Origin of the sequence: Streptococcus sp. NM, from assembly GCF_003390135.1 — a bacterium.
GTDB lineage: Bacteria > Bacillota > Bacilli > Lactobacillales > Streptococcaceae > Streptococcus.
The window spans coordinates 98,826-112,149 of the sequence record NZ_QUOS01000005.1 but is presented as its reverse complement, the minus strand read 5'-3'; the positions used below and the strand labels follow the sequence as shown (position 1 = coordinate 112,149).

General features: G+C 41.5%; 15 protein-coding genes and 1 riboswitch. Of the genes, 2 read left to right on the top strand and 13 right to left on the bottom strand.

The genetic code is table 11. The features are described 5' to 3' along the window. Positions 1–58: 58 nt before the first annotated feature. Entirely contained in the window at positions 59–319 is a 261-nt protein-coding gene (locus tag DXN33_RS08390) for a SemiSWEET family transporter (RefSeq protein ID WP_001291472.1), read from the bottom strand. Between the two features lie 326 nt (positions 320–645). Here DXN33_RS08390 and DXN33_RS08385 point away from each other — a divergent pair, with 326 nt between their 5' ends. After that, on the top strand, positions 646–990 hold the full coding sequence (locus tag DXN33_RS08385; protein WP_000913393.1) for a lipopolysaccharide assembly protein LapA domain-containing protein: 345 nt from the start codon (positions 646–648) through the stop codon (positions 988–990). Positions 991–1,155: 165 nt separating this feature from the next. Here DXN33_RS08385 and DXN33_RS08380 read toward each other — a convergent pair whose 3' ends face one another. The 5 genes from DXN33_RS08380 to DXN33_RS08360 all read right to left on the bottom strand — a co-directional run bounded on the left by DXN33_RS08380 (position 1,156) and on the right by DXN33_RS08360 (position 6,675). Continuing rightward, positions 1,156–1,503 carry a VOC family protein gene (locus tag DXN33_RS08380; RefSeq protein ID WP_001052638.1) on the bottom strand — a complete coding sequence of 116 codons (348 nt, stop codon included), beginning with the start codon at positions 1,501–1,503 and terminating at the stop codon, positions 1,156–1,158. A gap of 154 nt (positions 1,504–1,657) precedes the next feature. Continuing rightward, complete coding sequence (gene spxB, locus DXN33_RS08375) at positions 1,658–3,433, bottom strand: pyruvate oxidase (protein WP_049535419.1); 1,776 nt, start codon at positions 3,431–3,433, stop codon at positions 1,658–1,660. A 211-nt stretch (positions 3,434–3,644) separates the two neighbouring features. Continuing rightward, on the bottom strand, positions 3,645–5,888 hold the full coding sequence (locus DXN33_RS08370) for a heavy metal translocating P-type ATPase (RefSeq protein ID WP_115904850.1): 2,244 nt from the start codon (positions 5,886–5,888) through the stop codon (positions 3,645–3,647). A gap of 9 nt (positions 5,889–5,897) precedes the next feature. Continuing rightward, complete coding sequence (locus DXN33_RS08365) at positions 5,898–6,269, bottom strand: cupredoxin domain-containing protein (protein WP_000935061.1); 372 nt, start codon at positions 6,267–6,269, stop codon at positions 5,898–5,900. A gap of 10 nt (positions 6,270–6,279) precedes the next feature. Continuing rightward, complete coding sequence (locus DXN33_RS08360) at positions 6,280–6,675, bottom strand: CopY/TcrY family copper transport repressor (RefSeq protein ID WP_115904849.1); 396 nt, start codon at positions 6,673–6,675, stop codon at positions 6,280–6,282. Between the two features lie 183 nt (positions 6,676–6,858). Next, positions 6,859–6,956, top strand: a riboswitch (TPP riboswitch). A gap of 83 nt (positions 6,957–7,039) precedes the next feature. Here DXN33_RS08360 and thiD point away from each other — a divergent pair. Further along, positions 7,040–7,831, top strand: coding sequence for a bifunctional hydroxymethylpyrimidine kinase/phosphomethylpyrimidine kinase (gene thiD / locus DXN33_RS08355; protein ID WP_115904848.1), 792 nt, complete (start codon positions 7,040–7,042; stop codon positions 7,829–7,831). A 159-nt stretch (positions 7,832–7,990) separates the two neighbouring features. Here thiD and thiE read toward each other — a convergent pair whose 3' ends face one another. Genes thiE through DXN33_RS08320 form a run of 7 tightly spaced genes read right to left on the bottom strand, consistent with a single transcriptional unit; the run spans position 7,991 to position 13,249 of the window. After that, entirely contained in the window at positions 7,991–8,623 is a 633-nt protein-coding gene (gene thiE, locus DXN33_RS08350; protein WP_115904847.1) for a thiamine phosphate synthase, read from the bottom strand. Further along, complete coding sequence (locus DXN33_RS08345; protein WP_115904846.1) at positions 8,616–9,419, bottom strand: hydroxyethylthiazole kinase; 804 nt, start codon at positions 9,417–9,419, stop codon at positions 8,616–8,618. The genes thiE and DXN33_RS08345 overlap by 8 nt, the downstream gene beginning before the upstream one ends. Further along, positions 9,419–9,943 (bottom strand): energy coupling factor transporter S component ThiW, encoded by a 525-nt coding sequence (gene thiW / locus DXN33_RS08340; protein ID WP_115904845.1) that lies wholly within the window; start codon positions 9,941–9,943, stop codon positions 9,419–9,421. Before thiW ends, DXN33_RS08345 begins: the two co-directional genes overlap by 1 nt. A gap of 4 nt (positions 9,944–9,947) precedes the next feature. After that, on the bottom strand, positions 9,948–10,640 hold the full coding sequence (tenA, locus tag DXN33_RS08335; RefSeq protein WP_115904844.1) for a thiaminase II: 693 nt from the start codon (positions 10,638–10,640) through the stop codon (positions 9,948–9,950). Positions 10,641–10,650: 10 nt separating this feature from the next. Next, a complete protein-coding gene (locus tag DXN33_RS08330; protein ID WP_115904843.1) occupies positions 10,651–11,301 on the bottom strand; it encodes an energy-coupling factor transporter transmembrane component T in 651 nt (216 codons plus the stop codon). Between the two features lies 1 nt (position 11,302). Continuing rightward, positions 11,303–12,688 carry an ATP-binding cassette domain-containing protein gene (locus DXN33_RS08325; protein ID WP_115904842.1) on the bottom strand — a complete coding sequence of 462 codons (1,386 nt, stop codon included), beginning with the start codon at positions 12,686–12,688 and terminating at the stop codon, positions 11,303–11,305. Next, the gene (locus DXN33_RS08320; protein ID WP_000915275.1) at positions 12,689–13,249 is read right to left on the bottom strand and encodes an ECF transporter S component; all 561 of its coding nucleotides are present in this window, start codon (positions 13,247–13,249) and stop codon (positions 12,689–12,691) included. Between the last annotated feature and the right edge of the window lie 75 nt (positions 13,250–13,324).

Genomic DNA, 13,324 nt, shown 5'->3' with positions numbered 1-13,324 from the left:
GTAAATAGCCTCCCCTGAAACAAAAAAGAAGACTGAAAACTAGTCTCCTCTGTTCCTTTTAAATCAAAGCTGTAATAACCGTCACTAGGCCAAAAATAATACCTGGTGCATTAGCTGCTGCAAGGGGGATATCTCTTTCTTTTTTGAAAAGACCGTAGTAAACCCAGAGACTACAGTTGATGGCAGCAACCAAGGGCTGGATGAAATTTCCTTTTTGACCAGCCAGATTGTTCATGATTTGTGGGAAGTAAGACACATACATCATAACAGACATAAAGGTCGCTACCCAACCTAAAATTTTCATTTGTTTTTCAGACATTTTCAAAACCTCTTTCATTTTTACTGAATCTTATTTTAAAATATTCTTTCAAAACAATCAAGTCTTTAAAACTTTTGTTATAAAGATATAAACTATCACAATCTTGTTATAAGAAAGAGGGAACAGAAAAAAGACCGAATTGCTCCGTTCTGTTTACTCAATCAAATATTAGAAAATGAATACTCCTTTTCAATGAATCGATTGATTGATGGTAAATAAGCCGTTAGAAATTATTGACAGTATCGAAATTTTCTAGTAAAATGAATTTTGTTAATACCTAAATGGTGTGTAGTTTTCTATCAACATAGTCAGGAGAAAAGGAACTTATGCTAAAAAAATTTAATGAATTGTCACTGAAAGATAAGGCTTATCTAATTGGCGGTTTGAGCTTATTAGTCATTGTGATCTCATTTGGTCTACTCAATCGTCAAACAGTAACTGTCAGTCTTGTCTTTACACAACTATCTGCTCCCTTGATTTTGGTGATTTTTACTTGTCTAGTAATCGGGATCATTGCTGGTAGTGCTATTGGTATTAGCTATCACCATAACAAGACTCAAGATCTGAGAAGCCGCATTGCTGAAGCAGAAGCGACTATCAATATAAAAGACAGGGAGCTTGTCCAGTACGAGGAACAGGTGCAACAATTAAAACAGGAAGCCAAACAATAAGTGTAGAAATCATAACCACCCGTGAAAACGGGTGGTTTTTTGTCTCGCACCTAACGGAGCGAGACGGACTGAAAGTCGCATAAATACAAAAAAGATCGAATTGCTCCGATCTTTTTAAGTTTCACTCCAAGAATGTTTAGATAAAAAATTTGATAATAGAATTACCTACTTCATACGATAAAAATCAATCACTAGACCAGCAGGCCCTTTAACTAATAAGGACTCTGTTCCCCAATCGGTTACAGTTGGTCCGTTTAAAACCTGGATACCAAGTTCTTTCAACCGTTGGTAATTCTGGTCTACATCCTCAACCTCGATATGAAGAATGATTCCTGACTGAAAATCTTCCAAAGGAATCAAATGATTTTGGGACAACATCAGACAGTGACTGCCAATCGTAAACTGAGCAAAACTGTCATCAACATAATCGGGCTTTTTATCCAAAATACGCTCCAAGTCAGCACAGACTTGGGGAACATCTGAAACGATAATATCTAATTGATTTAAATTCATTTACTATCCTCCATAAAAAGACCGGATTGCTCCGATCTTTTCAAGTTTCTCTCTATGAAAATCAAAGAATAAACAAGGCATCGAACCGCAGGCAGTACTGAAGTACGACAAGGTGAAGATAACATAGTTTACATTTGATTTTCGACGAGAGGAATTATTTAATTGCGCGTGATTGCAACCCTTCTTCTTCCAAGAAGAGACGGAATGGTACGAGTTCTTCTGCTTCGTATTTTTCCTTGAAGGCTTTGATTGCTTCTTCTGAGTGAAGTTTTGGATCCAATTCAAGTACTTCTACTGGAAGTGGACGGTGTGGAGTGATGCGAGCATCGATCACAACAGTTTTACCTTCTTTGTTCAATTTAACAGCTTCTGCAACAACTGCATCGATGTCTTCGATACGGTCAACTGTAAATCCAACAGCTCCTTGAGCTTCAGCGATTTTCGCATAGTCAGCATTAGGGAAGTCACAACCAAACAAGTGTTTGTTTGTGTCTTCGTATTTGTCCTTGATGAAGGCATATTTACCATTTGAGAAGACAACGTTGATAACTGGAAGGTCGTATTGAACGTTTGTGATAACGTCTGGGTAGCACATGTTGAATGCACCGTCACCCATGATGTTCCATACTTGGCGATCTGGATTGTCTTTCTTAGCAGCGATACCACCAGGAAGGGCAATACCCATTGTCGCAAATAGTGGAGATGTACGCCACATGTTCTTAGGTGTCATGTGAAGGTGACGAGTAGATGTTTGAGTAGTGTCACCTACGTCGATTGAATAGATAGCGTCTTGATCAGCATGTTTGTTGATTGCATTGTAAACTTGATACAATTGCAATTCACCCTCAGTTTTACCTTCGAGTTTGTTCATGTAATCACGCCAGTTTTGGTTATTCTTAACGTTTGCACGCCACCATGGAGTTGATTCAACTGGATTCACTTTGTCAAGGATAGCTTTAGCTGCTTGACCTGCGTCACCAAGGATTGAAGCGTCTAGGGCGTGACGTTTACCAAGTTTGTAAGGGTCGATATCAACTTGGATGAATTTTTCAGTGTTCTTGAATGCTTCGTAAACTTCAGCAAATGGGAAGTTTGAACCAAGGAAAAGAACTGTGTCTGCTTCAAAGACCACTTCGTTGGCTGGCTTCCAACCAACACGGTAAGCAGAACCTGTCAAACCTTCATAGTTCCATTCAAAGGCTTCAAAGTTTTTACCAGTTGTGATGATTGGTGCTTTGATTTTACGTGACAATTCAGTAATCACTTCACCAGCTTTAACACCACCGTAACCAGCATAGATAACTGGACGTTCAGCATTGTTCAAGATTTCAACAGCTTTGTCGATTTCAACTTCGTTCAAAGCAGGAGCGATGAATGAACGCTCGTATGAACCTGAACCGTAGTATGAATTTTCGTCGATTTCTTGGAAACCGAAGTTTACTGGGATTTCAACAACAGCTGGACCTTTTTTAGAAACTGCAGCACGGCAAGCTTCGTCGATTACTTTTGGCAATTGCTCAGCGTAAGCTACACGTTTGTTGTATACAGCGATACCGTTGTACATTGGGTTTTGGTTCAATTCTTGGAAAGCATCCATGTTGAGTTCGTTAACTGGACGTGATCCAAGGATTGCTAGGAATGGAGTGTTATCCATAGCTGCATCGTAAACACCGTTAATCAAGTGAGTCGCACCTGGACCACCTGAACCAACTGCAACCCCGATTGAGCCACCGAATTTAGCTTGCATAACCGCTGCAAGAGCACCTGTTTCTTCGTGGCGAACTTGCAAGAAGCGGATGTCTTTGTCTTCAGCCAAAGCATCCATCAATGAGCTGAGTGTTCCAGATGGGATACCGTAGATTGTGTCTACGCCCCATGTTTTCAATACATTAAGCATTGCTGCAGATGCAGTAATTTTCCCTTGAGTCATAATGATAACTCTCCTTCAAATATTTTTAAATCTACTAAAAAAGGTTTCATATAGTTTTTGAAAACGTTTCAGTAAATTTTTACATTACTAATTTATCACATTTATTTTTAGTTTACTAAGAATCTGCTCAGAAGTTTTTATTCTCTATTACAGTACAGTTTGAAAACGTTTTTAGCTTCTGTTTTATAATAAAAAGCGAGCAAGCCCGCTTTTAATCTATTTTACTAAAGTTTAGTAAGAGTGAACTAGTCAGAACAGATACAGAACTAAAGGCCATGGCTAGACCAGCTAGTTCTGGATTGAGGACCAGTCCAACACCAGAAAAGACTCCTGCTGCAATCGGAATTCCGGCGACATTGTAGATAAAGGCCCAGAAAAGATTGAGCAGAATTCGATTAAAGGTTTTCTTACTCATGTCAAAGGCACGAACCACGCCTAGGAGGTTATTGGTTGTCAACACTAAATCTGCTGACTCGATAGCGATATCCGTTCCAGCTCCCATAGCAATCCCCACATCTGCTACACTAAGGGCAGGAGCGTCATTGATACCGTCCCCAACAAAGGCTACTTTGCCAGCCGCTTGTAGTTTATGGATTTCATGGGCTTTTTCTTCTGGCAAGACACCTGCAATGACCTCTTCGATTCCGATTTGATCTGCAATAGCACGCGCTACACCTGCATTGTCTCCTGTCAGCATGACTGTTTTAAGACCTCGTTTTTTCAACTGACTGATGGCAAGCTTAGCATTTTCCTTTGGAATATCTTGCAGAGCAAGCAGGCCTTTGATTTCATTGTCCACAGCCAAGAACACAACTGTCTTAGCTTCTTTTTCCAGTTGTTCTAGTTTTTCTTGATAAATGCTAGAAATATCCATGCCATCCAGCATTTTAGCATTTCCAAGCAGAACTTGTTTTCCATTGATTTGCCCTGAGACACCTTTTCCGTGCAAGGCTTGGAAATTTTCAACAGTTTGAAGCTCAAGTCCAGCTTCACTCGCTCGTTTCACAACGGCTTCAGCCAGTGGGTGTTGAGAAGCTTCTTCCAAGGAAGCTGCCAATCCAAGCACTTCTACTTCGTCGCCGATGATATCTGTGACCACAGGTTTCCCTTCAGTCAAAGTCCCTGTTTTATCAAAGACAATGGTTTGGACTTTCTGGATTTCCTGTAGAACAGTTCCATTTTTGAGGAGAACTCCCATCTTGGCACTGCGACCTGTCCCCACCATAAGGGCTGTCGGTGTTGCAAGTCCCAATGCACAAGGGCAGGCAATAATCAGAACTGCTACTCCATAGAGAAGCGAAGACACAAAGCTCGCTCCAAGCACAACTACACTATCCCTGAGCAAGACGAACCAAACCCAAAAGGTCACAATCCCTAAAATGACAACTGCTGGAACAAAAATCCCTGAAATCTTATCCGTCAAGTCCTGAATCGGCGCACGACTTGTCTGAGCTTTCTTCACAAAATCCACAATCTGAGCCAAAACAGTCTCTGAACCAACTTTTTCTGCTCTAAAAACAAGTGTTCCACTATTATTGATGGTTGAACCAATGACGGTATCTCCAACTGTCTTGTCCACAGGCAGACTCTCACCTGTCACCATAGACTCATCAATACTAGAGATACCTTCTACTACGACACCATCAACCGCAATCTTTTCACCGGGACGCACTCGAATCAGGTCACCTACCTTGACTTGCTCCAAAGGGACTTGAACATAGTTATCCTCACGCAAGACTTCTGCTGTTTTAGCCTGCAAGTCAAGTAATTTCTCCACAGCTTGGGAAGTATTTTTCCGCATTTTCTCCTCAAAAACGGCCCCCATAAGAACGAAGAAGAAGATAAAGGCAGCACTTTCAAAGTAAACGGGGAGGCCAGCGAAGAGGGCAACTAAGCTATAGAAATAGGCCACTAGGGTTCCCAGAGCAACCAAGGTATCCATGTTGGCATTGTGCTTTTTAAAACTAGCCCAAGCACTTTGGATATAAGGACCACCTGCTACTAGCATAATCGGTGTTGTGGCTAAAAAGGTGCCCCAACGCATGACTTGGTGACTAATTCCTCCTGTCGACATCCCAATCATGAGGATTACAAGAGGCACAGTAAAGATACTAGTAATCCAAAAACGCTGTAAAAGTGATAGAGATTTTCGAGTCTTCTCAACAACTGTATAACTTCCCTTTTGCATCTTCATACCACAAGAAAATTCATGTTGACCTAATTCTTGAGGTGTAAAACGAATGACTTTCTCCTCATCTACGCCGATTGGTTCCAAGATGCCTTCTTCTTCAAAAAGAATTTCCTTATAACAGTTTGAAGGTGTCAAACGGTGAAAGGTGATCTCAGCAGGAACTCCTTTTTGCAGTTGAATGTGGGCTGGATGGTAGCCTTTGTCTGCCGTGATACGGATTTTTTGAACACCATTTTCAAGACTTGCTTTTACAATTTCAGTCATATCATTCTCCTATTCTACAATCATCTTACCGTGCATCATATTCATGCCACAAGAGAAACCATACTCTCCAGCCTGCTCAGGCGTAATTTCCACTACATACTCTTCCCCCATTGGCAGATCCGCATGTACACCAAAGTCTGGAAATACGATCTGATCCAAACATGGTGAAGGATCTTTGCGGTCAAAGACAATGCGGGCTGGCACTGATTTCTTGAGGATAATCAACTCAGGCGTATAGCCCCCCATGACCTCCACTCGAATCTCTTGGTAGCCGTTTTTTTGCTGGGCCTTTTGTCCAGATTTTTCAGGTTTTTTGAAAAACCAAAACAAGATAAAGGCGATAAGGGCAATACAAATAATGGTTACAATACTATTTAACATGACGTCTCCTTTACATACAATTACATTTTACTTTTGTTACAGCGCTTGATTTCTTCTCAGAAACCACAGCTTCCAAGTCTTCCAAGTCAGCCTGAGTGAAATCACATTCAGCAATCAAATCAGCCAACAAGTTCTTAATCCTACGAGAACAAACCTTGTCCTTGATATCTTGGACAAGCAAATCTCGACTTTGGTCCAAAGTTAAAAGGGCTGAATAGATAAAGGACTTACCTTCTTTTTTCCTTGTCAGACACTCTTTCTCAACCAAACGAGCCAAAAGAGTTTGAATGGTTGACTTGGACCAGTCGAACCGCTCCGCTAGAACCCTGATTAAATCCGTACTAGTCTGCTCTCCTTGCATCCAAATAATCTTCATGACCTGCCATTCTGCATCTGAAATCTGCATTAGCACACCTCCAAAATCTACATTTGTCAATTACAATTATCAGTATACTCTTAAAATCTACAATTGTCAATTATAAAATCAATCTTTTCTTTGAAAAATTGAATTTTAACAATTTGATAAAGGATTTTCAGTCAAATCTTACTATATAAACTATAAAAATATGCTATACTAAAGAAAAAAGAAAACAACCACTAGGGGTGCGTAAAGCTGAGATTAACGACTGTTAGACCCTTTGACTCAATCTAGGTAATGCTAGCTGATGGAAGTGGAAATGATAATGGGGACTAGCAGTCTTCTATTGCCTTCCTGAAACAGACTAGCTTGTTCTTAAGAATACAAACTTCAGTTGGTTGGGAGGTTTTAGATGACTTATTTACCCGTTGCTTTGACCATTGCAGGGACTGACCCTAGTGGTGGGGCTGGCATTATGGCAGATTTAAAGTCATTCCAAGCTAGAGATGTCTATGGAATGGCCGTTGTGACCAGTCTTGTCGCTCAAAATACCAGAGGTGTTCAATTAATCGAGCACGTTTCTCCTCAAATGTTGAAAGCCCAATTGGACAGTGTCTTTTCGGATATTCCACCTCAGGCTGTAAAAACTGGAATGTTGGCAACTACTGAAATCATGGAAATCATCCAGCCCTATCTTAAAAAGCTGGATTGTCCCTATGTCCTTGACCCTGTTATGGTCGCAACAAGCGGTGATACCCTGATTGATACCAGTGCCAGAACTTACCTAAAAACAAACCTACTTCCCCTTGCAAGTATTATCACACCGAATCTTCCTGAGGCAGAAGAGATTGTTGGCTTTTCAATCCATGATCCTGAAGACATGCAGCGTGCCGGTCGCCTGATTTTAAAAGAATTTGGTCCTCAGTCTGTGGTAATCAAAGGTGGGCATCTCGAAGGCGGTGCCAAGGATTTCCTCTTTACAAAGGATGACCAATTTGTCTGGGAAAGCCCAAGAATTCAAACCTGTCACACCCATGGTACTGGATGTACCTTTGCTGCAGTGATTACGGCTGAACTAGCCAAGGGGAAAACCCTCTATCAAGCAGTCGATAAGGCCAAGGCCTTTATCACAAAAGCCATTCAAGACGCTCCTCAACTCGGTCATGGTTCTGGCCCAGTCAACCATACAAGCTTTAAAGATTAAAAAAACTCTCTAGTTCCCACTTTAAGGGAATTAGAGAGTTTTTATAGTCTTCTAAAATCTCTTCAAACTACGTCAACTTTATCTGCAACCTCAAAGCAGTGCTTTGAGCAACCTGCGGCTAGCTTCCTAGTTTGCTCTTTGATTTTCATTGAGTATTAATTAGAAAATAATGTCATCTAACTTTGTCAAAAAGGCTTGCGTTTTTGCCTCTATATCTTCTGCCTGCATCAAATCACGTACTACCGCTACACCAGCTATACCCGTGCCGATAAGTTGGTCAATATTCTCTGATGTCAAGCCGCCAATAGCAACTACTGGAATAGCGACCCTTTGGCAAATTGTTTTCAAGGTTGAAATCAGGGTGATAGGGGCATTTTCCTTGGTCGTGGTAGGGAAAATGGCTCCTGTCCCCAAGTAATCTGCTCCCCCTTCTTCTGCTTCGAGGGCTCTTTTTACTGTTTTAGCTGTGACACCGAGGATTTTTTCAGGACCTATGACTTTGCGGGCAACCGAAACGGGTAATTCATCGTCGCCAATATGCAGACCAGCAGCATCAACTGCAAGACAAACATCCAAACGATCATCGATGATCAAGGGTACCTGATAGGCATCTGTTATTTCCTTGACTTGTTTTGCCAGTTGATAATATTGATTGGTTGTGAGATTTTTTTCTCGTAATTGGACTATGGTGACCCCTGAACGGCAGGCCGTCTCAATCTTTTCAAGAAAACTTTCCAAGGAATCTTGGTAGCGATTGGTTACCAGATACAGTCTAAGCGCCTTTCTATTCATAAACATCTCCTTTGATAGCATCTAGCCAATTTTCGTCTCTTTTGAGGAGAGAGAGCTGATTGAGAACTTGGTAACGAAAATCTTCCAATCCCATTCCTTGAACAACTATTCTCTCAGCAGAGATATTGAGATAAGAAACCGCTAGGCAAGAAGCTTCAAAGCCAGTCTTTCCTTGGCTGAGAAAAACGGCTGTCAAGGCTCCAACCAAGTCTCCTGTCCCTGTTATCCAGTCTAATTCTGCACAGCCATTTCCCAGTACAGCGACCTGATTCTTCGAAACGATGAGGTCCTTGGGGCCTGTGACTAAGAATGACATACCTGGATAAAGCTGACACCAGTCTTTCAAGACTTGAAGTAAATCCTCAGTTTCTTGATCTTTAGCACTCGCATCGACCCCAACGCCGTGGTGTTTTAAGCCAACAAGACTTCGAATTTCCGACATGTTTCCTTTAAGGACCGTAGGTATATAGTCTAAAAGGTCTTTAACTAATCTCTTACGAATGGATGAAACTGTTACGCCAACTGCATCTACTACCATTGGAAGACAAACTTGATCTGCATAAGAAGCTGCCATACGGATTGCTTTTTCCTTCTCAGCTGACAAATGCCCCAAATTGATGAAGAGTGCCTGGCTTTGCTTAGTAAAATCGAGAACCTCACGAGGGTCATCTGCCATGACAGGTTTACATCCCAGAGCCAAAATGCCATTGGCCAGCATCTCACAAGAAATCTCATTGGTAATACAGTGAATTAGGGAACTAGAGCCTATAGGGAAGGGATTTGTAAATGCCTGCATCAGTCTATCCTTTCATCAAAGAAATATCCCTGCACTTTTTTAAAGAATTCCTGCTTGATTAAAAATCGAAAGGCAATAAAGGAAATCGCTGTACCAATCAAGGTTGCTCCGAAAAATCGAGGCGTGTAGATAAACCAGCTAAGCTTAGCAGCTGATCCTGTAAAGAGTACCATAACAGGATAGGAAACAATAGAACCAATAATACCTGTTCCCAAAATCTCTCCTAGAGCGGAATAATGAAATTTTCGACCATACTTATAAAAGAGACCTGCTAGAAGGGCTCCAAAAGTCGCTCCTGTTAGAGCTAAAGGCGGAATTCCTTGAGTCGTCATACGGATAAAGGCTGTCACTGTAGCCATAGCCAAGGCATAAACAGGTCCCATCATGATTCCTGCTAGAATATTGACTACACTGGACATCGGTGCCATTCCCTCAATACGAAAGATAGGAGTAAGGACTACATCAAGGGCAATCATCATGGATAAAATGGTTAATTTGTGAACTTGTAATTGGTTGTTTCTCATATTTCTATTCTTCTCCTGTTTCTAAAGACTGCAGATCGCTCTTCCATGTCTGGTGTTGGTAGGCCATTTCCCAAAACTTGGCTTCCATGTGAACACTGATGTGGAAGGCATCTAGCATTTTTTTCCTGTCTGTCTCATCACTTTCTCGATAGAGTTGATTAACCAGTGCTCCCTCCTCTCTGATCTGTTGCTCTAACTCATCCGTAATATAAGTTTCAATCCATTGTTGGTAGAGAGGATTTGGTGATGGTTTAAGATTGAGTGATTTGCCTATATCATGGTATAACCAAGGACAAGGCAGCAAACTTGCAAAGGCAATGCCCAAGTTTGGCTCTGCAAATTGACGATAAATGTGAGAGATATAATGATAGCAGGTTGGAGCGATTGGATGTTCCTCCATTTCCTGATCTCTGATTTCCAATTCCTTGAAAAATTGTTGGCGGATAAATAACTCACCTTCCACTAGACTCTGAGCATTTTGTTTCAAGAGTCTTTTCATCTCTTGGTTTGAAGTCTTATCAGCCAAGAGGTGATAAGCTTCTGAAAAAGACTTCAGATAATAGGCATCCTGAATCAAGTAATAGCGGAAAATGGCAGGGTCTAAATTTCCCTCTTGTAACTGTAAAACAAAGGGGTGATGAAAGGAAGCCTGCCAAGCTTCCTTGGATAATTCCATCGCAATATCTGTAAATTCCATAATAACTCCTTTATAAAAATAGACTGGTTTGAAGCAATAAAAAGAAAAGCAGGTAGATGAATAGTGTCCTTTGAGGAATATAAAAAGTCCGATAGCGATTCTCCACCTGTGCATGTTCGTCATATCCATGCGCCGATAGAGCTCTCAGGTAAAGATGGCGCCATCTAAAGACCGTCATCAAAACCTTACTGTAAATCAAGGGCGACCAAAAATGTAGTTCTTGACCGCGTAATAAGCAAGCTTCCTTGAGGGACTTGATTTCTTGCTGGATAAGGGGGAAGGAATTGAATACCACAATCAAGGCATAGGCCCAAGAGCGTGATAACCCCTTTTGAGCCAAGTACAAGAGAAGCTCTTTTAGGGAAATAGAGGAAACAAATACAAGACCAATACAAACGGTCACAAAGGCCCTCGTTCCAAGCATGACTGCCTGCGAAGCATCTCCGTGTAACTGAACTGCCCAGTAGTTGGCAAAGGATGGCAAAATGGCGAGCAGAATCATCCAAGCCAATACTTTAAATCGCCGGTAATAGATCATAAAGAGAATGCAAAATGCGACTACCGAAAGATTTAGAGCAATCGAAGGAATGAAAGATGTTTCCAAGGATAAAATCAGCAAGAAGAGACTGATAATCGGTGTCTGGGTTGCTACTTTGACCATACTATCTCACCTCCCCTTGAGTATTGCTACTCTGAGATGTGAGTTGTTTGGTAATTGTCACTTTTTTCACATGACTGAGACCCTGACTAGTCATCTCAATCCAATAATCAACCACAGAGATCAAGGGATCTAAACGATGGCTAATGATCAGAAAACTTCTTCCTTGATTTCTATCCTCCAACATCCACTGACAAAAATAATGGCAGGCTCTATCATCCAAACCAGCAAAAGGTTCATCTAGCAAAATCACAGAAGCCTTGCTGGTCAAGATGGTCAAGAGCTGAAGAATCTTTTGCTGACCACCACTTAATTGATAGGGGCTCTTATCGAGTGCCTGCTCCAGATCAAAATACCGTAAAGCTTGGAAAATTCGCTGATTTCTTTCAGAATCAGGTCCATCTAATTGAAGCTCTTCTCGCAGACTGGCTCTGATAAACTGCTTCTCAGCTTCCTGAACAACACCCGTCAGGTCACGATACAAACTCTTTTTCTTTTTCAAGACCGAACTCTTCCAAGTAATGCGCCCCTTATACTTTTGAAATTGAAGAATAGACCGAAAGAGGGTTGATTTCCCGACACCATTGTCACCCAAAATACAGGAAATTCCTTGGTAGAATGTGAAATCAGCAATCGAAAAGAGGTGGCGATTATCCAACTCACAAGTCGTTCGATCCATATGGAATAGTTCTGGGCTAGAAGCAACTTCCTTTGAAACAGCCTGTGTCATTTCAGAGGTAGGGATTTGAAACACTTCCCTTAGTTGTCCATCTCTTAGCTCCACCATATGGTCGATATAGGCTTCATAATCAGATAAATCATGGTCGCACAAAATAACTGTCTTCCCATCAGAGACCAACTCTTTTAGAATCTCCAATATCTCTATCCTACTCTTGCGGTCAATGGAAGCGAAGGGCTCATCCAAAAGATAGACCCTAGGATTCATAGCAAAGAGAACAGCCAAAGCAGCCTTTTGCTTTTCCCCACCTGATAAGTGATGGATGGGACGGTGCAAAATCTTCTCACAGCGACATTGTCGAACCACCTCTGCTATTTTAGAATCAATTTCCTGAACGGGATGCCCAATATTTTCCAAGGTAAAAATCAGCTCCTCAAACAAGTTCTCCATGGTAAATTGATGATTGGGATTTTGAAAGAGAATACCAACCGTCTGGACACGTTCGATGATAGAAAGCTGACCGACCTCGCTCCCATTTATCAGGACTTGACCGCTATAGGGAAGAGAACTGACTTGGGCAATCATTTGAAAAAGACTAGATTTTCCTGAACCACTGCTCCCAACTAACAAGGTAAAGGCTTGCGCATGAAAAGTAAAATCAAGCGGCTCAGAGAAGATTGGGGACTGAATCGCTCGTAGTTCCAGCCCCATCTATGCCTTGCCCCCAGCTGCAAACTGATGATAAAGTTTGACAATGGCACGAACCAAGATAGTACAAAAGAAAAAGACAGAAATAAAACGTACTACAAGCAAGGAAAGGACAAAAGGAAGGGAGAAGGCGTAGTAACCTAACTTAATGTATTCATAGACAAAGCTAACAAGCGTAATCCCAATACTATTAGCAGTTAGAGAGAGCCAACTTTCATAGCGATTCTTGGTTACGATAAAACCAAGTTCACTTCCCAAACCTTGAACCAAGCCAGACAAAAGGGCACCCAGACCAAATTGGCTACCATAAAGGACTTCAGCAAGCGCAGCTAGCACTTCACCAATCGTTGCGCTTCCCACTCTTGGAACAAAGATTGCAGCAATAGGCGCAGCCATACACCAGAGACCAAAGAGGATTTCATTGGCAAAGGCCTGCAAACCAAGAGGGGCTAAAATCAGAGTGAGGATATCAAAGAGATAGCCGGATCCCACAAAAACGCCACCAAAAAAGATAGACAAGAAAGCAAGTAAGATAACATCTTTTAATTGCCATTTTTTCAACATAAAAAACTCCTTTTTAAAGAAAAGTGGGGCATTCAAGGAGACCTACCTAAATGCTTTGCATCATCTTCATCCAGT